This window comes from Stutzerimonas stutzeri (assembly GCF_024448695.1).
Lineage (GTDB): Bacteria > Pseudomonadota > Gammaproteobacteria > Pseudomonadales > Pseudomonadaceae > Stutzerimonas > Stutzerimonas stutzeri_T.
Window position 1 is genome coordinate 1 of the sequence record NZ_JAMOHY010000005.1, and the last position, 19,174, is coordinate 19,174.

General features: G+C 60.9%; 18 protein-coding genes. 9 read left to right on the plus strand and 9 right to left on the minus strand.

Annotation, left to right across the window (positions count from 1 at the left end):
- From NAV32_RS06420 to pilG, 6 genes are all read right to left on the minus strand, one after another.
- A partial coding sequence (locus NAV32_RS06420) for an Hpt domain-containing protein (RefSeq protein ID WP_256052154.1) occupies nucleotides 1-3,637 on the minus strand: 3,637 nt, incomplete at its 3' end.
- Between the two features lie 11 nt (nucleotides 3,638-3,648).
- Nucleotides 3,649-4,515, minus strand: coding sequence for a CheR family methyltransferase (locus NAV32_RS06425; RefSeq protein ID WP_256051973.1), 867 nt, complete (start codon nucleotides 4,513-4,515; stop codon nucleotides 3,649-3,651).
- Between the two features lie 60 nt (nucleotides 4,516-4,575).
- Nucleotides 4,576-6,624 carry a methyl-accepting chemotaxis protein gene (locus tag NAV32_RS06430; protein ID WP_256051974.1) on the minus strand — a complete coding sequence of 683 codons (2,049 nt, stop codon included), beginning with the start codon at nucleotides 6,622-6,624 and terminating at the stop codon, nucleotides 4,576-4,578.
- A 76-nt stretch (nucleotides 6,625-6,700) separates the two neighbouring features.
- Nucleotides 6,701-7,237 carry a chemotaxis protein CheW gene (locus NAV32_RS06435; protein WP_256051975.1) on the minus strand — a complete coding sequence of 179 codons (537 nt, stop codon included), beginning with the start codon at nucleotides 7,235-7,237 and terminating at the stop codon, nucleotides 6,701-6,703.
- A gap of 40 nt (nucleotides 7,238-7,277) precedes the next feature.
- Entirely contained in the window at nucleotides 7,278-7,643 is a 366-nt protein-coding gene (gene pilH, locus NAV32_RS06440; RefSeq protein WP_021206021.1) for a twitching motility response regulator PilH, read from the minus strand.
- Nucleotides 7,644-7,687: 44 nt separating this feature from the next.
- Nucleotides 7,688-8,095, minus strand: a complete 408-nt coding sequence (gene pilG / locus NAV32_RS06445) for a twitching motility response regulator PilG (RefSeq protein ID WP_256051976.1) — start codon at nucleotides 8,093-8,095, stop codon at nucleotides 7,688-7,690.
- A gap of 235 nt (nucleotides 8,096-8,330) precedes the next feature.
- Here pilG and gshB point away from each other — a divergent pair, with 235 nt between their 5' ends.
- The 7 genes from gshB to NAV32_RS06480 all read left to right on the plus strand — a co-directional run bounded on the left by gshB (nucleotide 8,331) and on the right by NAV32_RS06480 (nucleotide 14,213).
- Nucleotides 8,331-9,281, plus strand: coding sequence for a glutathione synthase (gshB, locus tag NAV32_RS06450; RefSeq protein ID WP_256051977.1), 951 nt, complete (start codon nucleotides 8,331-8,333; stop codon nucleotides 9,279-9,281).
- A 138-nt stretch (nucleotides 9,282-9,419) separates the two neighbouring features.
- The gene (locus NAV32_RS06455; RefSeq protein WP_256051978.1) at nucleotides 9,420-10,316 is read left to right on the plus strand and encodes an energy transducer TonB; all 897 of its coding nucleotides are present in this window, start codon (nucleotides 9,420-9,422) and stop codon (nucleotides 10,314-10,316) included.
- A 69-nt stretch (nucleotides 10,317-10,385) separates the two neighbouring features.
- The gene (locus NAV32_RS06460) at nucleotides 10,386-10,955 is read left to right on the plus strand and encodes a YqgE/AlgH family protein (protein WP_256052155.1); all 570 of its coding nucleotides are present in this window, start codon (nucleotides 10,386-10,388) and stop codon (nucleotides 10,953-10,955) included.
- Nucleotides 10,952-11,380 (plus strand): Holliday junction resolvase RuvX, encoded by a 429-nt coding sequence (gene ruvX / locus NAV32_RS06465; RefSeq protein WP_256051979.1) that lies wholly within the window; start codon nucleotides 10,952-10,954, stop codon nucleotides 11,378-11,380. Before NAV32_RS06460 ends, ruvX begins: the two co-directional genes overlap by 4 nt.
- A 22-nt stretch (nucleotides 11,381-11,402) precedes the next feature.
- Nucleotides 11,403-11,915 carry a bifunctional pyr operon transcriptional regulator/uracil phosphoribosyltransferase PyrR gene (gene pyrR, locus NAV32_RS06470; RefSeq protein ID WP_256051980.1) on the plus strand — a complete coding sequence of 171 codons (513 nt, stop codon included), beginning with the start codon at nucleotides 11,403-11,405 and terminating at the stop codon, nucleotides 11,913-11,915.
- A gap of 10 nt (nucleotides 11,916-11,925) precedes the next feature.
- Complete coding sequence (locus NAV32_RS06475) at nucleotides 11,926-12,942, plus strand: aspartate carbamoyltransferase catalytic subunit (RefSeq protein ID WP_256051981.1); 1,017 nt, start codon at nucleotides 11,926-11,928, stop codon at nucleotides 12,940-12,942.
- Nucleotides 12,942-14,213 carry a dihydroorotase gene (locus tag NAV32_RS06480; protein ID WP_256051982.1) on the plus strand — a complete coding sequence of 424 codons (1,272 nt, stop codon included), beginning with the start codon at nucleotides 12,942-12,944 and terminating at the stop codon, nucleotides 14,211-14,213. Before NAV32_RS06475 ends, NAV32_RS06480 begins: the two co-directional genes overlap by 1 nt.
- Before the next feature lie 46 nt (nucleotides 14,214-14,259).
- Here NAV32_RS06480 and NAV32_RS06485 read toward each other — a convergent pair whose 3' ends face one another.
- Nucleotides 14,260-14,658 carry an NINE protein gene (locus tag NAV32_RS06485; protein ID WP_256051983.1) on the minus strand — a complete coding sequence of 133 codons (399 nt, stop codon included), beginning with the start codon at nucleotides 14,656-14,658 and terminating at the stop codon, nucleotides 14,260-14,262.
- Between the two features lie 161 nt (nucleotides 14,659-14,819).
- Between NAV32_RS06485 and NAV32_RS06490 the strand changes: the two genes are divergently transcribed.
- Nucleotides 14,820-16,028, plus strand: coding sequence for a putative DNA modification/repair radical SAM protein (locus tag NAV32_RS06490; protein WP_256051984.1), 1,209 nt, complete (start codon nucleotides 14,820-14,822; stop codon nucleotides 16,026-16,028).
- Nucleotides 16,028-16,861, plus strand: coding sequence for a TIGR03915 family putative DNA repair protein (locus NAV32_RS06495; RefSeq protein ID WP_256051985.1), 834 nt, complete (start codon nucleotides 16,028-16,030; stop codon nucleotides 16,859-16,861). The genes NAV32_RS06490 and NAV32_RS06495 overlap by 1 nt, the downstream gene beginning before the upstream one ends.
- On the opposite strand, the gene NAV32_RS06500 is transcribed toward NAV32_RS06495, so the two are convergent.
- Nucleotides 16,858-18,003, minus strand: a complete 1,146-nt coding sequence (locus tag NAV32_RS06500; protein WP_256051986.1) for a PilT/PilU family type 4a pilus ATPase — start codon at nucleotides 18,001-18,003, stop codon at nucleotides 16,858-16,860. The genes NAV32_RS06495 and NAV32_RS06500 overlap by 4 nt on opposite strands.
- A 74-nt stretch (nucleotides 18,004-18,077) precedes the next feature.
- Nucleotides 18,078-19,112: a type IV pilus twitching motility protein PilT gene (locus tag NAV32_RS06505; RefSeq protein ID WP_256051987.1), complete on the minus strand. Its 1,035-nt coding sequence runs from the start codon at nucleotides 19,110-19,112 to the stop codon at nucleotides 18,078-18,080.
- Nucleotides 19,113-19,174 lie beyond the last annotated feature (62 nt).

A 19,174-nucleotide genomic window follows, 5' to 3' on the forward strand; every position in this document is an offset into this window, starting at 1 on the left:
GCGGGGCTTCGGCTTCGGCTTCGGCTTCGGCTTCGGCTTCGGCTTCGGCTTCGGCTTCGGCTTCGGCTTCGGCTTCGGCAGGATCGTCGGCGTCGGCCTCAAGAGCTGCAACATCCTGTGATTTGTCATTGATCGATATGGCATCCGCCTCAGCCAGCAAGGCCTCGAGGCGCGCAACCAGTTCCGGCTGTGCACTGACCTGCAAGCCTGCCGCAACCTGATCCATCATGCCAACCAGGGCTTCATGACCCTGCTCGACATCAGAGAAAAAGCGTTCGCTAACGGCGAGGCGACCATCCTGTACGACCGCGTAAAGGTTGAGCAGCACCTGGCACAGCGCATCGATCTGTGGCAGATCCGCCATCTGCGCGCCCAGCCCAAGGGTGGTCAACTCTTCCAGCAAGGCCGTCAGTTCCTGGCGCTCCGCCGGGTGCTCACGCCAGCTATGCAGAAGATCCTCGGCATCCAGCAGGATGTTCATGCCTTCCGACAGGAACAGCGCAATCATGCCCGGATCCCGGGCCTCGCCCTGATCCGTTTCGCCACGCGCCCCGGCAGCAGCCAAACGCTCCTGATGCAATGCCTGCACCTGGGCGATGAACGCCTCGGCACCCTCGATGGGCGCCAGCGGATCATGGTCCAGATTCTCCAGCCCACGACGCAGCAATTGCTCCGCGGTGTGCAGGAGTTGCGCATCGGCCAGATCCAGGGCAATCAGGTTGGCCTTGAATTCCTTGGCCATTTTCTCCAGCGGCGTGGCAATCTCCGCCATGGGCAGGATGCCTGCCATATGGGCGCTGCCCTTGAGCGTATGAAGGGCACGCTGCAAGTCGTCGGTGACCGGCTGCGGAAGGCGCTGCGCGCAATCGGCCAGAAAATCGACCAGGGTTGTGAGGTGAGCATCCGCCTCGTTACGGAAAATCTCCAGTAACTGCGGGTCCAGCACTTCTTCCAACACGGCCTGCTCCGGCACCGGCGTCTGGACAGACTCGACGCCCGTCGCCGGCGCGCAAGCGACAGGCTGACCCTTGGCAAGCGCATGGGCATCAGCCGCAAGTCGGTCGACATCATCGCGCTGGTGCTGGGTTCTGGCGGCGAATTCTTCGACCAGCTCTGGCATCAGCAGGACCACATCGTCGACGACTTTGCCCACCGACTCACTTGCCTCAATGCTGCGATCGAGGATCCGGTTGAACAGATTTTCCACAGACCACGCCAGCTCACCGATAATCAGCGCACGAACCATGCGCCCGCTGCCCTTGAGCGTGTGGAAGGCGCGGCGCACTTCGGTCAGGGCTTCGTTGTCGTCGTGATTAGCGTGCCAGCGAGGCAGGTACTCGCCAATCGTCTCAAGCACCTCGGCGGCCTCCTCGATGAAGACCTCAAGCAGCTCTTCATCAACCGGCTCCTCATCTTCCGGAGGCGGCAACAGACTCGGAGGAACATCTTGTGCAGGTGGATTGATGGCGATGACGGGAGCGGCCATTACATCATCGAGACTGACTGCCGGCTCGCTGCCTGGCAGAGCCACCACGAGCTCCGGCAAGACGACTTCGGGCATGCCCAGCCCGGTCATCTCGGCTTCGCTCCACTCCATCAAGTAGTCGAGCGACTCCGTGTGTTCCTGCTGCTCCGATTCAGCAACTACAGGCTCGACAGCCGGTGCTTCAGCAAAGGACGGATCCTTTTCGGTATCGACTGTCTGTACCCAGCCATCCAGCCCGTATTCGAGTGTTTCGACGATCCCTGCTTGCGCATCAAGGTCGTCAGCAGGCGCCTGCTCAAGCACCGGAGAGACGATGGCAAAGCTATCTGCAGCCGATTCCAATTCATCGCGGACAGGCACATCGACGGGTGACTCCGGTAGCAGAACTTCTATCTCGTCCAGCGGATTGGCCAGTGCGAAATCTGGCGCGCTGTTTGTCGACTCCAGCTCGAGCGGCATACCAGGCTCGCTCAGCGGATAACCCAGCGCCTCAAGACTCTCCTGTGCCACATCGAGAATCAGGTCGCCCTGGGAGCCGCAGTCTTCGCTTAGGCGTTCCAGGTAGTACTCGACGCTGGTGATTGCATCAGCGAGCATATCCAGACTCTGCCAGTCCGGGATCGCCTGGTGCGCCAGCAATTGTTCCTGAATATAGCGGTTGCAGGCATCCAGCAACGCTGCTGCACGCGCCAGGGGAATCATCGCCAGCCCGCCACGGGACTGAGTCAGCAGCTCAGGTACACGCGCCAGATGTTGGTGATTCCATTGCGAGGCAATGAACTCGATGATGGCGTCCTTGGCCTGCTCGAGCCCGGTACGCGCTTCGCGAATAACCAACTGGTGAATCTGCGCCACATCCGTGGTCGGCAGGTGACTGCCCTCGCCTTGCTCCTCAGAGGTGCCACCGACCATGCCAGCCAACGTCGCCTCGACGTACAGCAACGCACCGGCAACATCCATCAATACGGCGTCGTCCGCTTTCCGCTGACCACGGGCCAAGGCTTCGACCACTTCAATCTGATCGAGAATGATCCGCCGCGGCTGGCCAAAACCCAGCACCGCGAGGGTATCGGCAATCTGCTTGAGAGGTGTCTGCAGCGCGCCGAGATCAGCAATGCCCATACGATCACTGCGCACGAACAGATCCAGACTGTCTTTCACCCGAACAAGCTCTTCGCACAACGCCGCCACTACGGAGCGCATGGCGCCGCGATCCGGACCTGCCAGCTGAGCACGCTCTTCGTCCACGACATTGCTGTCGGGTAGAGCCTCGTCCAGGCTGTACTCGGCCTTGAGTGCCTGAATACGTGCAGACTGAGCAGGCGCCTTGGCGACGTAGAAGAGCAGGTTCTTGGTCAACTCATCAGGGGCGGCCTGGTTGATGCCGTCTGCACCCTGTTCGACGAGACGCTTGAGCTCCTTGTCGACCTGGCGCAGCAGGGTACGAATCGTGGTTCCATGGGCGACCCCACCACTGGCCAGCCCTTCGACCACGCCCGATGCAATCTGCCACAGCGGACCAAGTGGTGCGTCCTTGCAGAGTATCTCCAGGCGTGCGAACACCCGCGCCATATAGCCCAGGTTGGTTGGCAGATCCTGATTACGAATGATCCCGACCAGCGCAACCTGAAGCATCTGTCGCATCTTGCGCAGCAGCGCTGGCAAATCGGCGGTTTGCCGTTGCGCAAGATACTCACCCGAAAGCGCCGGACGACGGGCTGACATATCCGGTGAAAACAGGCTGGTCTCCGACAGCAGCTTCTCACCACGCGCCGCACGCAGGTCATTGAGTAGCGGCAGCACGACCATGGGCAGATCACGACGCGCGCTCTGGATACGGTCAAGGTAGGCCGGCATCTGCAGGATCGCCTGCATCAGCACTTCCAGCGCTTCGGTCTGGCTGGCGACACGCTCCTCCAGCAGGGCGCGTGCGAGCTGCTCCATTTCCTCGGCCAACAGAGCCGCACCATAGAACTCGACCATCTGCAGGGTGCCATGTACCTGATGCACATAGGTCAGGCAGAAGCGCATGCGTGTCGAGTCCTGCGGGTTTTCGACGAACGCTTCCAGGGCCTGCCGCGCCTGCTTCAGCGTTTCGGCAATTTCGCCCTTCACCCATTCCAGAGCGACATAATCGTGCCGATCACCCATAGCGACTCCGCTCATAAACTTTTCCGGGTAAAGGCCAGAACCTGACTATCGGCCATCGGCACCAGCTCCGGGTGCTGCCAGCCAGCCACTTCGCCCACACCGATCACCAGCAACCCCCCAGGCGCCAGGCGCTCGGCCAGGTGGTTGAGGATTTCGCGGCGACGCCAGCGGCGGAAGTAGATCAATAGGTTCTGACAAAAAATGACGTCCATATCGGACATTGGCGCACCGGCCAGCTCCAGCACATTGAGTCTGGCAAAGCACACACGTGCCGCCAGGCTGGGTACCACTTGAAATCGATCATTCGGAATGGGCTGAAAGTAGCGCTCACGTCGCTCCGGCTCCACGTGCTCAAGCCGCCGCCGACCGTAGATGCCATCACGTGACCGGCTTAGGGCGCTAAGGCTGATATCCGTGCCAGTCACGCCATAACAGGTTTCACCGCCTGCGTCAGCCAGTGCTTCATCGGCACAGATCGCCAGCGAATAAGCTTCCTCGCCACTGGAACAACCGACACTCCACAGCGACCACGGCAAGGCTGCATCACGAGACGCCTGGCGCTGCCTGATGTATTCGGAAAGCAGAGCGAACGAAGGAGAGTGACGGAAGAAGCGGGTTTCCTGCACGGTCAGTCGGTCCATCAGGGTCGACCACTCAACAGCGCCACGGGCCCCGGCAGTGACCTTGAGGTAGTAACTGGCGTAATCGGCAACGCCGACTTCTCGCATGCGACTGCTCAGATTGGCCTGCAGAAATGTCCGACGCTGCTCGGAAACCACCATGCCGGAACGCTCTTCGAGCAAGGCCTGCCAATCGCGAAACTCCGCTGATGACATATCGGCCAAGGGTCTCAGTGACCAGTCAACGCTTGGCTGCATGCCCTGCCCCTCACTCATGTACGTCCACGGCGGCCACTAGCGACCGCCGCGCCCCAGTCGTCAGGCCTGATCCTGAGTTTCCGGCAAGGTGAAGCCGGAAACCGAATGGCGCATCTCGTTGGCCATCTTCGCGAGATTACCAATGCTTTTGGCCGTCGCGGTGGTGCCCGAAGAGGTCTGCGAGGTAATTTCCTGAATCACGTTCATGGTGTTGGAAATATGGCCGGCCGAGGACGCCTGCTGCCGAGCGGCGTTGGAAATGTTCTGAATCAGTGCCGCGAGGCTCTTGGATACCTTCTCGATCTCTTCCAGAGCGACACCGGCGTCCTGCGCCAGGCGTGCACCACGGACCACCTCGGAGGTAGTCTGCTCCATCGAAATGACCGCCTCGTTGGTATCGGTCTGAATCGTCTTGACCAGCGCTTCGATCTGCTTGGTTGCAGCGGAGGAGCGCTCAGCAAGACGCTGTACTTCGTCCGCAACCACCGCGAAGCCACGACCTGCGTCACCGGCCATGGAGGCCTGAATCGCGGCGTTCAGTGCGAGAATGTTGGTCTGGTCGGCAATATCGTTGATCAGGCTTACGATGTCGCCAATTTCCTGGGACGACTCACCCAGGCGCTTGATCCGCTTCGAGGTGTCCTGGATCTGCTCACGGATGTTATCCATGCCGGTGATGGTGTTGTGTACGACCTCGTTGCCCTTGTTGGCAATCGCTACGGAGCGTTCCGCTACCGCAGAGGATTCGGCGGCGTTGGCTGATACCTGGTCAATCGATACGGCCATTTCGTTGATGGCCGCAGAGGCGCCGGCAATCTCCTGCGCCTGGTGCTCGGAAGCTTCGGCCAGATGCATCGCGGTGGCCTGGGTTTCCTGAGCGGCACCGGATACCTGAACGGCAGTCTGGTTGATCGTTTCGACCAGATCACGCAGTTGGTCGATGGAGTAGTTGATCGAGTCGGCGATGGCACCGGTGAAGTCTTCGGTCACCGTTGCAGCCACGGTGAGATCACCGTCGGCAAGGTCACCGATTTCGTCGAGCAGACGCAGAATCGCTGTCTGGTTGCGCTCGTTCTTTTCCGCCGTTTCACTCAGTCGGCGACGTGCCTCCTGAACCATAACCAGCCCGATCAGCAGGATCGATGCCAGCGCCAGGGCACCGAGCACATAGCCTGCAAGGGTGTTCATGTAGCGGGCGTCCGCACGCCCCTGCAAGCCCTCGGTCAGCACCGAAGTCTTATCAAGTAGCGTCTGCGAAACTTCAAAGATGCTGTTGGACGATTCACGTACCTGGAACAGTTCCGGCGAGGTTTCCAGAATCTCGTCCACGGAGCCGGAAACAAACTGGAACAGTTCGGAAATCGCACCCAGGCGATCCAGCGCTTCGTCATCGCTGACGCTGGTAATACCCATGGCTTCGTTGCCGTCGACCATCGCATTCAGTACGCGACCGAACAGACTGGCATCACGCCCGAACATGTCGGCTGCCTGAACCGAGTCCTGGTCACCGGAAAGCACCTTGTTTACCGAACCGAGAATACGTTCGGCCAGCAGCGACTGGCGCTGTGCAACAGCAACCTGAGCAGCGGGGGCGCCACCTTCGATCAGGATATCGACCACTTCCTCATATTCCACCTGTAGCTGCGGAATGGTTTCGGCGAGGGTGGCTGCGACCTGATGCAGGGAAAGAACAGTCTGCTCACTGGCCAGAATGGCGTCGGTGTTCTGCCGCAAGGTATCCCAGTCCTGCTGCACTGCAGCAATCTCGTTCTGCAGCGAGCGAGGCACGGCAGGCAGGCCGATACTATCGTCCCCCTGGGACAGATAACCCCAGCGCCGGCTGAAATCGTTGCGCGCATCCTTCAAGGAGTCGAAGGCCTCTGATGTACCTCCAGCCGCTTCCACCGCGTTCTTCGCGATGTGCTGGGAAAGAACTCGCAGCTCGCCCGCGTGTCCGATGTATTCACTGTCGTAATCGGCCTGGGTGCTGACGTAGGCGAAGTTGGCGAACAACAGCACCATCGATACGATCAGGAGAATAAACAGTCCAGCGATCAGCGTATTGCTACGCACGCCGGCAAGCAGCGCATTTGCGTTCATTTTTTTCATTATCCGGCCCCCGCCTGGACCACCCTTCCGTTTCCTTTCAAGTACCAAAAGGCCGGCGCCTGCCGACCCGCCTAAATCAATACGCTACGTCCAGAAATGCCTGATGCGAAGCCAGCGCATGCGGACTGAAGACCAGCCAGGGCTGCTCGCGCTGGAAGACACCATGGATAAAGGGTTGAATCGATGCTTCCACCGGGGGCAACTGTTCGGAAAAGGCATCGACTGGAAAGTGCTGCATACCGAACACCTCGTCGATCGTCAGCCCGGCGAAGACGTCCTGATGATCAACTACCAATACCCGTCGCTGCTTGCGCAATGGCGACAATTCCAGCCCGAAGTATCCACAGAGATCCATGATCGGCAGCAGCCTGCCGCGCACGTTGGCCACACCTTTCACCCAGCTCTTTACGCCGGGCAGAAGCGTGTAACGTGGTTCATGCAATATCTCGCCGACTTCCCCCATCGGCGCGACGAACAACCGCTCACCCATCCGAAACCCGATGCCCGCCCAGGTCTGAACGGCTTCCTGCTGGGAAGGCAGACCGGCTGCAAGCGCCCGGCAGCGTGCATCGATTTCCAGAAGTCGCTGAAACGGTGTAGGCCTATCCGACATGCTGCCACTTCCCTTTATCCGGTTTGCAGATTTGCCAGATCTAGCCCGCAAGGACGGCGTTAAGGGTCTTCAGCAGTGTTGCTTCGTCCACGGGCTTGGTCAGGTAATCCTTGGCCCCCTGACGCTTGCCCCAGACCTTATCGGTTTCCTGATCCTTGGTGGTCACAATGATTACAGGAATGTGACTGGTTTCAGCATCTTTGGTCAGTTGGCGAGTAGCCTGGAAACCATTGAGGCCGGGCATCACGATATCCATGAGAACGGCATCGGGTTTTTCCTGGCGGGCAAGCGCCACACCGTCTGCGCCATTTTCGGCCTTGAGCACGACATGACCATGCTTTTCCAGCATGGCAGTCAGTTTGTACATTTCAGTCGGCGAGTCATCAACAATCAGAACGCGAGCCATGGTTTCTCCGTAGGAAAGGCTTCAGCGGCACACAGGGCCGAACTTCAGGATACTTGCTCTATAGGCGCAAAGTCAGGCACGTGAGCCTTGATCGCACCAAGCAACTCTTCTTTGCTGAACGGCTTGGTAAGGTATTGATCCGACCCCACGATGCGCCCCTTGGCCTTGTCGAACAAGCCATCCTTGGAGGACAGCATAATCACCGGGGTGGACTTGAAGGAACTGTTGTTCTTGATCAGCGCACAGGTCTGATAACCATCAAGCCTGGGCATCATGATATCGACGAATATGATACGCGGGTGGGTGTCCGCTATTTTGGCGAGCGCATCAAAGCCATCCACCGCCGTGATCACATCACAACCTACTTTTTTCAGCAGTGTTTCGGCGGTGCGACGAATCGTTTTCGAATCGTCGATCACCATGACTTTCAAGCCCTCGGTGTGCTGTTCCATTTCGCCCTACCATCGCCTCGGTGAGTCGTAGTTTATCGTTATGTCAGTGCGCTACAGGCCCTGCCATCGATGGGCTGCACCCAATCGCCGGACCTTTTTAGCACACTCCTGATGCCCATGCTATCGACCGGGAAAGGAGCTGAATTTTCCTTGACCCAGCGCACAACCGAAGCCAATCTGCGCCGACATTCCAAGCCCCGCAGCTTCGTACTGCCTTTTCGCCGGAGACCGCCACATGACTGTTCGCGTCGGGATCATCATGGATCCGATTGCGCGGATCGCTTTCAAGAAGGATAGCTCCCTCGCCATGCTGCTGGCTGCCCAGGCCCGCAGCTGGGCACTCTTTTACATGGAGCAGTGCGATCTTTATCAACTGGGCGGCGTAGCCCGCGCACGAATGCGCGCACTGCAGGTGTTTGACGACCCGCAGCACTGGTACGAGACTGGCGAAGAAGTCGATATCCCCCTGGGCGAGCTCGACGTGATCCTGATGCGCAAGGACCCACCCTTCAACGGCGAGTACGTCTACAGCACCTACCTGCTGGAAATGGCCGAGCGCGCAGGAGCATTGGTCGTCAACAGTCCGCAAAGCCTGCGGGACTGCAACGAAAAGTTCTTCGCCACACAGTTCCCGCAATGCACGCCACCGACCCTGGTCAGCCGGCGCTCGGACATTCTCCGCGAGTTCGCCCGCGAGCAGCGTGACGTCATTCTCAAACCCCTGGACGAAATGGGCGGCGCCTCGATCTTCCGCCATCGCGAAGGTGACCCCAATCTCTCGGTGATTCTCGAAACCCTGACCGAACATGGCGCCCGACAGATCATGGCGCAGCGCTATATCCCGGCAATCAAGGACGGCGACAAGCGCATCCTGATGATCGACGGCGAACCCATTCCCTATTGCCTGGCTCGCATCCCTGCCGCTGGCGAAACCCGCGGCAATCTTGCAGCCGGCGGTCGTGGCGTGGCGCAACCGCTGTCAGATCGCGACCGCGAGATCGCAGCCATTGTCGGCCCGGAACTACGACGGCGCGGCCTGCTTTTCGTAGGCCTGGATGTAATCGGCGATTTCCTCACCGAAATCAACATCACCAGTCCGACCTGCATCCGCGAAATCGACAACGCCTTCGATACCCGTATAGGGGATCGCCTGATGGATGCCATTGCGGACAAGCTGCAGCGATGAAACCCGCCCACCGGGTCGGCAAGGCGTGACCGACCCAGCCGCCGCTTTTATGACCGACCTAACAGCTTTGCGCTTGAAGCTTGCGACCGCAGGCGCAAAGTCGGCAGACTGCGCGCACTTCTAAGCGACTGAAATGCGATGAACGCTGCTACACGCCAACCTGTTCCCGTCAGCCCCGGTGTCCGTCCTGCGGACCGCCTCGGCTTTACCCTGTTTATCGCCGCCGTGCTGCATGTCGCGCTAATACTGGGTCTCGGCTTTACCCTGGCCGAGCCCAACCAGATCAGCAAGACACTGGAAATCACCCTTTCGACTTTCAAGAGCGAAGACAAGCCCAAGGAAGCCGATTTCATCGCCCAGGACAACCAGCAGGGCAGTGGCAGCCTGGAGCACAAGGCAGCACCGAAAACCAGCGAACAGGCTCCCTTTCAGGACACTGAAGTACGCAAGGTTTCACCTGCAGCCGCACCGCCGCCCAGCAACCGCAGTGAAACACCGAAAACCGCCGTCGCGACGCGCGCACCGCAACCGGAAAAAACACCGGACAAGCCGCAGAAGAACAAACCGCAACCCCAGAGCCAGCCTGCGCCGACCTTCGACAGCTCGCAGCTGAGCGCCGAGATCGCCAGCCTGGAAGCGCAACTGTCTCAGGATATCCAGCAATACGCCAAGCGCCCGCGTGTCAGCCGCCAGAACACAGCTGCCACCATGCGTGACATCAGCGCCTGGTATCGCGACGAATGGCGCAAGAAGGTCGAGCGTGTCGGCAACCTCAATTACCCTGAAGAAGCGCGACGCCAGCGCATTCATGGCAGCCTGCGGATGCTGGTGGTCGTAGACCGCAACGGCAGCGTGCAGGAGCTGCGGGTACTGGAGTCCTCCGGGCATACCGTCCTAGATGAGGCTGCCATGCGGATTGTCAGGCTCTCGGCCCCCTTCGCGCCCTTCGCCGGGGAACTTGCAAAGCATTTCGACCAGGTGGAAATCATCAGGACCTGGCGTTTTGAGCGCGGCGACCGACTGTCGAGCCAATAAAGCAGTCGCGGGCAGCACGCGGCTTTCATGAAGCTTGAAGCCGCCGCGCCGAAGCCCGAAACTAGCGGCATGAAAAACGTCACCCCCACTTACCTGAAGCATCATTTCCTGATCGCCATGCCGCACATGGGTGACCCTCGTTTTGCCCAGACGCTGATCTATCTGGTCGAACACAATCAGGATGGTGCCATGGGCCTTATCGTCAACCGCCCCAACGGACTGAACCTGGCCGATATCCTCGAACAACTGCGCCCTGATGAGCCGCCGACGACGCTCAGCCGGGCGCTGCCGATCTTTGCCGGCGGCCCGGTGCAGGTCGATCGCGGTTTCGTGCTGCACCCGATTGATGCCCGGTTTCAGGCCACTCTCACACTTGGCACGCTGGGCATGACCACCTCCCAGGACGTACTGTTCGCCATCGCCGACGGCCAGGGCCCGCAGCAGCATCTTATTGCGCTTGGCTATGCGGGCTGGGGGCAGGGCCAGCTTGAAGCGGAGCTGGTGGATAACGCCTGGTTGAGCTGCCCTGCGCAGCCGCACATTCTCTTCGACCTTCCCCATGAGGAGCGCCTGAACGCCGCAGCCGCTTCACTGGGCGTTGATCTCAGCCGGCTCAGCAGCCAGGTCGGTCACGCATGAGTACGCCACGCCTGCTGCTTGGCTTCGACTATGGCACCAAGCAGATCGGCGTCGCCGTCGGCCAGATGATCACCGGCCAGGCTCGAGAGCTTTGCGTACTCAAGGCACGCGATGGCATACCCGACTGGAATCAGATCGAGGCGCTGCTGCGCGAGTGGCAACCCGATGCGCTGGTGGTGGGTCTGCCGCTCAACATGGACGGTACGCCCAGCGAAATGAGCGCCCGCGCGGAGAAGTTCGCCCGGCGTCTCAATGGCCGCTACAACCTGCCCGTGCATACCCACGACGAGCGCCTGACCACCTACGAAGCCAAGGGCGAGCGTCTGCGTGCAGGTCAAAGCAACGGCTTTCGCCAACGCCCGGTGGACGCACTCGCCGCGGCACTTTTACTGGAAGGCTGGCTGACTGCGCAGCCCAAGGCCTGAAACGGCTTTTCAAGGAGAAATCATGACCCTGCCCAATCCCGAACAGCTGCTACCCGAAATGGCCGCCGCGCTTGATCTGCACCTGAGCAGCCACCGCATCGAGCAACCCCGTTTCATCGGCATCCGTACCGGTGGCGTCTGGGTTGCCAAGGCCCTGCTGGCATTGCGTGGCAAGGACGAGGCATTGGGCATTCTCGATGTTTCCTTCTATCGCGACGACTTCACCCAGAACGGCCTGCATCCACAGGTTCGCCCGTCCGAACTGCCCTTCGAGATCGAAGGCCAGCACTTGGTGATCATCGATGACGTGCTGATGAGTGGCCGCACCATCCGTGCCGCGCTCAACGAGCTGTTCGACTATGGCAGGCCCGCCAGTGTCAGCCTGGTCTGCCTGCTAGACCTCAACGCCCGCGAGCTGCCGATCAGGCCGGACGTGGTCGGCGCAACCCTGTCGCTGCCGCCCGAGCAGCGTGTCAAGCTGCTCGGCCCGACGCCACTTGCTCTCGAATACAAGACCCTCGCTTCCGCCAACTGAGACACTTTCGATGACGCCTATCGACGCCAAGCGACCCCTGCAACTGAACGACAACGGTCAGCTGCGCCACTTCCTGTCTCTGGATGGCCTGCCGCGCGAACTGCTGACGGAAATTCTCGACACCGCCGACTCCTTTCTCGAGGTCGGTGCCAGAGCGGTGAAAAAGGTCCCGCTACTGCGCGGCAAGACCGTCTGCAACGTGTTCTTCGAGAACTCCACACGCACACGCACCACCTTCGAACTGGCAGCCAAGCGCTTGTCGGCGGACGTCATCACCCTGAATGTCTCGACCTCCTCGACCAGCAAGGGCGAAACCCTCACCGACACCCTGCGCAACCTTGAGGCCATGGCCGCGGACATGTTCGTCGTGCGCCATGCCGACTCCGGGGCGGCGCACTTCATCGCGGAGCACGTCTGCCCCGACGTCGCGGTGATCAACGGCGGTGACGGACGCCATGCCCACCCAACCCAGGGCATGCTCGACATGCTTACTATCCGCCGCCACAAGGGCGACTTTGAAAAGCTTTCAGTGGCCATCGTCGGCGACATTCTGCATTCGCGCGTGGCGCGCTCAAACATGCTGGCGTTAAAGACCCTGGGTTGCCCGGACATCCGCGTGATCGGCCCGAAAACCCTGCTGCCGGTCGGCCTGGAGCAGTACGGCGTGAGCGTCTACAACGACATGCACGAAGGCCTGCGCGATGTCGACGTGGTGATCATGCTGCGTCTGCAACGCGAGCGCATGCAGGGTGGACGCCTGCCCAGCGAAGGCGAGTTCTATCGCCTCTACGGCCTGACCACACAGCGCATGGCACTGGCCAAACCGGATGCCATCGTCATGCATCCGGGGCCGATTAACCGGGGGGTGGAAATCGAATCGGCCGTGGCCGACTCCGCCCAGTCGGTCATTCTCAATCAGGTCACCTACGGCATTGCCATCCGCATGGCGGTGCTGTCCATGTCGATGAGCGGCCAGAACGCTCAGCGCCAACTCGAAAACGAATACGCTGCCGAGGAGCAGAACTGATGCCAATCGAAGTCCTCGGTGCCCGCCTGATAGACCCGGCCAGCGGTCGCGACGAAATCACTAACCTCTACTGCCGCGACGGCCGGATAGTCGCTATCGGCCAGGCGCCGGCCGACTTCGCACCGGCGCAAAGTATCGATGCCCAGGGACTTGTTGCCGCGCCCGGCCTGGTCGATCTGTCCGTCGCCCTGCGCGAGCCCGGGTACAGCCGCAAGGGCACCATCGCCAGCGAAACCCTGGCTGCCACCGCCGGCGGCATCACCAGCCTGTGCTGCCCGCCGCAGACCCGACCAGTACTGGATACCGCTGCCGTTGCCGAACTGATCCTCGATCGGGCGCGCGAGTCCGGTCATGCCAAGGTCTTTCCCGTCGGCGCGCTGACGCGTGACCTGGCCGGTGAACAGTTGTCGGAACTGGTCGCGCTGCGCGATGCAGGCTGTGTGGCCTTCGGCAACGGCCTGGCGAACATCACCAGCAATCGCAACCTCAGTCGCGCCCTGGAATACGCCGCAACCTTCGACCTCACCATCATCATCCATTCCCAGGACAGCGACCTGGCCGAGGGCGGACTGGCGCACGAAGGCCCAAGTGCGACCTTCCTCGGCCTGGCTGGCATTCCGGAAACCGCAGAAACCATTGCCCTGGCCCGTAACCTGCTGCTGGTGGAGCAGGCCGGTGTACGCGCGCACTTCACCCAACTGACCACCGCACGCGCCGCACAGATGATCGCCGAGGCACAGGCACGCGGTCTGCCGGTCACTGCTGACGTGGCGATGTACCAGCTGATTCTCACCGATGAAGCGCTGCACGGCTTCTCCAGCCTGTATCACGTACAGCCGCCACTGCGCAGCGCCGCGGATCGCGAAGGGCTGCGTCAGGCGGTGAAAAGCGGCGTGATTTCGTCGATCTCCAGCCACCATCAGCCTCACGAAATCGATGCCAAGCAAGCGCCCTTCGGCGAGACGGAGCCGGGCATCAGCAGCGCCGAAATATTGCTGCCGCTGGCCATGACACTGGTGGAAGACGGCTTGCTGGATCTGCCGACGCTGCTGGCACGCCTGAGCAGCGGACCGGCTGCGGCACTGCGCCTCCCGGTCGGACAACTGGGCGTGGGTGCGCCCGCTGATATCGTGCTGTTCGATCCGCACAGCTCAACCCTGGCCGGCGAAACCTGGTACTCGAAGGGTCGCAACTGCCCCTTTATCGGCCACTGCCTGCCGGGTTCGGTGCGCTACACCATCGTGGATGGGCGGGTCAGTTATCGGGCTTGAAGGCTGACGCCCGGAGGCTGCGATTGTCATCCAGCCTCCAGCCTGCTTATCGGCTCTTTTCGGCGTTCCTGATCGACACCTGGGTATTCAGCGTCCAGAAATCGTAGAGCACACCGATGAAAAACAGCCCGCCGCTGCACAGATAGAGGATCCCGGTGATCCACTTGCCCTGGTACATGCGGTGCACGCCGAAGATGCCGAGGAAGGTCAGCAGAATCCAGGCCACGGTGTAGTCGATCGGCCCCGGCTGGAAGCGCAGATCGGCCTCACGATCCATCGACGGGATCAGGAACAGGTCGATGATCCAGCCGATGAAGAACAGGCCCAGAGTGAAGAACCAGAGGGTGCCGGTGATCGGCTTGCCGTAATAGAAACGGTGGGAACCCAGGAAACCGAATATCCACAACAGATAGCCGATTAGAACGCTATGGGTGTTTTGCTGCATCTGAACCTCACTGTCTGGTAGCAGGCCATTGAAACCTCCTGCGTTGTATTGCTGCGCTGATCTTATCTGATCCCGCCCGGTTGCAGCGTTCTGCCGAGCGGGCGCCGCGTTATCGCGCCGCCGTGATACTGTATATGCAAACAGTATCACGGTCTCTTCCCATGCAGTTGATTGATAAACTCAGCGTACTTGCGGACGCCGCGAAGTACGACGTGTCATGCGCCAGCAGCGGCGCACCAAAGCGCAGCTCCCAAGGCCGCAGCGGGCTTGGCGCCACTGACGGCATGGGTATCTGCCATAGCTTCACACCCGACGGCCGCTGCGTGGCCCTGCTGAAGATTCTGCTGACCAACTTCTGCCTGTACGACTGCCAGTACTGCGTGAACCGCCGCTCCAGCGACGTGCCGCGTGCGCGCTTCACACCCGAAGAGGTGGTGACGCTGACGCTGGATTTCTACCGTCGAAACTGCATCAGCGGGTTGTTCCTCAGCTCAGGCATCATCCGCTCGGCGGACTACACCATGGAACAGCTGATTCGCGTGGCAAAACGGCTGCGTGAGGAGCATGAGTTTCGCGGTTATATCCACCTGAAAACCATCCCGGACGCCGACCCGCTGCTGATCGCCGAGGCCGGGCGCTATGCCGACCGGCTCAGCGTCAACATCGAACTGCCCACCGAAAGCAGCCTCATCCGCCTGGCCCCGGAAAAGCAGGTGGTCTCCATCAAACAGACGATGCACTCGATCCACCAAGGCGAGACCGAGGCCCGCGCGGAAAAGCGTGCGCCACGCTTCGCACCCGCTGGCCAGAGCACCCAGATGATCATCGGCGCCGACACCACGGATGACAGCACCATCCTCCACACCGCACAGTCGCTGTACGGGGACTACCGCCTGCGGCGTGTGTATTACTCGGCCTTTAGCCCCATTCCCAACAGCCCGTCCAGCGTGCCCTTCGAAGCGCCGCTGCTGCGCGAACATCGCCTGTACCAGGCCGATTTTCTTATGCGCGGTTACGGTTTCAGTGCCGGCGAACTGCTCAGCGGCCCGGGCAACCTACCTTTGGATATCGACCCGAAGCTCGCCTGGGCGCTGGCCAACCGCGAGCATTTCCCCGTCGACCTGAACCGTGCCGAGCCCTCGCTGATCGCACGCATTCCCGGCATCGGAATACTCAGCGCCAAGCGCCTGGTCGCCCTTCGCCGGCAAAAACGCATCCGCTTTGAAGACCTGACACGGCTGCGCTGCTCACTGGAGAAAGCCAAGCCGTTCGTCATCACCCAGGATTACCGACCGAGCCTGGCGAATCGCGACTCCGCGACCCTGCGCCAGCAACTCAGTGAAGGCCCCCAACAGATGGCGCTGTGGTGATGCGCCAGGTGCGCTTCGACGGCAGCTTCGAGGGCTGGCGCGACACTGCCCGCGCCCTGCTTGGTGAAGGTATTGCACCCCATCAGCTGGAGTGGCTGGCTGGTGACGTCCCGGGCGGCCTGTTCGAACAGTGTGCCGCGCCCGAGCCGACAATCTCGTCATCCCCCATACGCATCCCACGACAATTGCTGGGCGAGTTGGAGAGTGCGGCACGCTTTCGCAGCCATGATCGCTGGAGTCTGCTCTATCGCATTCTCTGGCGAGTCGCCCAAGGTGATCGAGCTGCCCGTCTGGTCGGCGATGTGGATGGCAGCGAACTGCACGCACGGATCAAGGCGGTGCGCCGCGAAGCCCACCATCTGCATGCCTTTGTGCGTTTCAGCCCATCGGGGTCGGACAATGCACCGGACTACGTGGCCTGGTTCGAGCCTGCGCACGACATCCTGCCCAGTGCGGCCCCGCACTTCGCCGAACGAATGGGCCTGCATTCCTGGCTGATCGCAACGCCCGATGATGCGGTGCTATGGGACGGAATGGCCATGCACTATGCCAATCCCTGCCCGCTTGCCTGGCGACAGCTAGCGCAAGGCGCGCAGGACCACGGCACCGAGCTGTGGATGACCTATTACGAAAGCACCTTCAATCCGGCCCGGCTCAACCGCGAAGTGATGCAAAACAATCTGCCGGTGCGCTTCTGGAAGAACCTGCCGGAGGGCTCGCTGATTCCGCAGCTCATGAGCCGCGCCCGCGCCGGAGGCCAGCGCGATGGCCAGGCCGAGCGCGTGGCCAACCGACCAGGCAAGCGTATCGGCCCGCCTCGGCAACCGGACTAGCGGAAGCTGCGCCCCGGATCGTCATCGCTGACTTCCAGTGTCAGACCCTGGGAAACGCTGCTCAGGTGCTCGCTGTCGGTTTCCGAACCCAGCTTGATCATCAGGCGCAGGTCGTTTGAGGAGTCAGCGTGCAGCAGAGCGTCTTCGTAGGTGATTTCGCCCTGCACATAGAGGTTGTACAGCGCCTGGTCAAAAGTCTGCATGCCGAGGTCGGTGGAACGCTTCATCAGGCTCTTGAGCTCATGCACTTCGCCCTTGCGGATCAGGTCGGCGGCCAGTGGCGTGTTGATCAGGACCTCGATTACCGCCCGGCGGCCCTTGCCATCGGGTGTCGGAATCAGTTGCTGGGCGACGATGGCTTTCAGATTCAGCGAGAGGTCCATCCACACCTGATTCTGACGGTCGGCGGGAAAGAAGTTGATGATGCGGTCCAGCGCCTGGTTGGCATTGTTGGCATGCAGCGTGGCCAGGCAGAGGTGTCCGGTCTCGGCGAAAGCCACGGCATAATCCATGGTTTCCCGGGCGCGGATCTCGCCGATGAGGATCACGTCCGGCGCCTGGCGCAGGGTGTTCTTCAGCGCCACTTCGAAGGAGTCGGTGTCGATGCCCACCTCGCGCTGGGTAACGATGCAGCTCTGATGCTGGTGGATGAACTCGATGGGATCTTCGATGGAGATGATGTGGCCGCTTGAATTCCTGTTGCGGTAGCCGACCATCGCCGCCAGCGAGGTGGACTTGCCGGTGCCGGTGGCGCCGACAAAGAGCACCAGCCCACGCTTGGTCATGGCCAGATTCTTGAGGATTTCCGGCAGCTTGAGGTCATCGATGGTGGGGATATTGGTTTCGATGCGGCGTAGCACCATGCCGGCCAGGTTGCGCTGGTAGAACGCACTGACGCGGAAACGACCGATGCCGCGTGCGCTGAGGGCAAAGTTGCATTCGTGGTTTTCGGTGAACTCGCGACGCTGCTGCTCGTTCATTATCGCGTGCACGGTTTCGCGGGTCATTTCCGGTGACATCGGCGTCTTGCTCACGGGCATGATCTTGCCGTTGACCTTGATCGACGGCGGCACGCCGGCAGTAATGAACAGGTCGGAGCCGCCTTTTTCCACCATCAGGCGCAACAGTTTCTCGAATTCCATCGTTGTACTCGCAGTCGTGGCGAAACCGTATCGGGCGGCGCCCCTGGGTGATTGTCAGAACCGTGTCGGATAGATCAGAAGTTTTCCGGCTGCTTGGCCTTCTCCTTGGCGCTGTCACGGGAAATGATGCCCTTGGCGAGCAGGCTCTTGAGGCAGGAATCAAGCGTCTGCATGCCCAGCGAACCACCGGTCTGGATCGAGGAATACATCTGCGCCACCTTGTCTTCGCGGATCAGGTTACGGATCGCCGGGGTGCCAATCATGATTTCGTGAGCCGCCACGCGCCCGCCACCGACCTTTTTCATCAGCGTCTGGGAAATCACCGCCTGCAAGGATTCGGAAAGCATCGAGCGAACCATGGACTTTTCCTCGGCAGGGAACACGTCCACTACACGGTCGATGGTCTTGGCCGCCGAGGTGGTGTGCAGTGTGCCGAATACCAGGTGCCCGGTTTCCGCTGCGGTCAGCGCCAGGCGGATGGTTTCCAGGTCACGCATCTCGCCTACCAGAATAATGTCCGGATCCTCACGCAGGGCCGAGCGCAGCGCTTCGGAGAAGCCCAGGGTGTCACGATGCACTTCGCGCTGGTTGACCAGACACTTCTTCGATTCATGGACGAATTCGATAGGGTCTTCAATGGTGAGGATGTGCTGGTACTTGGTGCTGTTCAGATAATCGAGCATGGCCGCAAGCGTCGTGGACTTGCCCGAGCCGGTGGGGCCGGTGACCAGCACCAGCCCGCGTGGTACATCGGTGATCTTGCGGAAGACCTCGCCCATGCCCAGGTCTTCCATGGTCAGCACCTTGGACGGAATGGTCCGGAACACCGCACCGGAACCGCGATTCTGGTTGAAGGCGTTGACCCGGAAACGCGCGACACCCGGCACCTCGAAGGAGAAGTCGGTTTCCAGAAACTCCTCGAAGTCCTTGCGCTGCTTGTCGTTCATGATGTCGTAGATCAGCGCATGCACCTGCTTGTGGTCCATCGCCGGAAGGTTGATCCGCCGCACATCACCATCAACGCGGATCATCGGCGGCAAACCGGAAGAAAGGTGCAAATCCGACGCACCCTGCTTGGCACTGAAGGCCAGCAGTTCTGTGATATCCATGGGACTCCCCAATTACAAGCAAGCAGGTAGAATGCCGCGCAGACCCTAAGCTGGCGGCGCAG

Excerpts from the sequence above, each read along its gene's own strand:
- NAV32_RS06425 (WP_256051973.1), bottom strand. The coding sequence starts at position 4,515 with ATGCAGCCAAGCGTTGACTGGTCACTGAGACCCTTGGCCGATATGTCA.
- NAV32_RS06430 (WP_256051974.1), bottom strand. The coding sequence starts at position 6,624 with ATGAAAAAAATGAACGCAAATGCGCTGCTTGCCGGCGTGCGTAGCAAT.
- NAV32_RS06435 (WP_256051975.1), bottom strand. The coding sequence starts at position 7,237 with ATGTCGGATAGGCCTACACCGTTTCAGCGACTTCTGGAAATCGATGCA.
- pilH (WP_021206021.1), bottom strand. The coding sequence starts at position 7,643 with ATGGCTCGCGTTCTGATTGTTGATGACTCGCCGACTGAAATGTACAAA.
- pilG (WP_256051976.1), bottom strand. The coding sequence starts at position 8,095 with ATGGAACAGCACACCGAGGGCTTGAAAGTCATGGTGATCGACGATTCG.
- gshB (WP_256051977.1), top strand. The coding sequence starts at position 8,331 with ATGACTGTTCGCGTCGGGATCATCATGGATCCGATTGCGCGGATCGCT.
- NAV32_RS06455 (WP_256051978.1), top strand. The coding sequence starts at position 9,420 with ATGAACGCTGCTACACGCCAACCTGTTCCCGTCAGCCCCGGTGTCCGT.
- NAV32_RS06460 (WP_256052155.1), top strand. The coding sequence starts at position 10,386 with ATGAAAAACGTCACCCCCACTTACCTGAAGCATCATTTCCTGATCGCC.
- ruvX (WP_256051979.1), top strand. The coding sequence starts at position 10,952 with ATGAGTACGCCACGCCTGCTGCTTGGCTTCGACTATGGCACCAAGCAG.
- pyrR (WP_256051980.1), top strand. The coding sequence starts at position 11,403 with ATGACCCTGCCCAATCCCGAACAGCTGCTACCCGAAATGGCCGCCGCG.
- NAV32_RS06475 (WP_256051981.1), top strand. The coding sequence starts at position 11,926 with ATGACGCCTATCGACGCCAAGCGACCCCTGCAACTGAACGACAACGGT.
- NAV32_RS06480 (WP_256051982.1), top strand. The coding sequence starts at position 12,942 with ATGCCAATCGAAGTCCTCGGTGCCCGCCTGATAGACCCGGCCAGCGGT.
- NAV32_RS06485 (WP_256051983.1), bottom strand. The coding sequence starts at position 14,658 with ATGCAGCAAAACACCCATAGCGTTCTAATCGGCTATCTGTTGTGGATA.
- NAV32_RS06490 (WP_256051984.1), top strand. The coding sequence starts at position 14,820 with ATGCAGTTGATTGATAAACTCAGCGTACTTGCGGACGCCGCGAAGTAC.
- NAV32_RS06495 (WP_256051985.1), top strand. The coding sequence starts at position 16,028 with ATGCGCCAGGTGCGCTTCGACGGCAGCTTCGAGGGCTGGCGCGACACT.
- NAV32_RS06500 (WP_256051986.1), bottom strand. The coding sequence starts at position 18,003 with ATGGAATTCGAGAAACTGTTGCGCCTGATGGTGGAAAAAGGCGGCTCC.
- NAV32_RS06505 (WP_256051987.1), bottom strand. The coding sequence starts at position 19,112 with ATGGATATCACAGAACTGCTGGCCTTCAGTGCCAAGCAGGGTGCGTCG.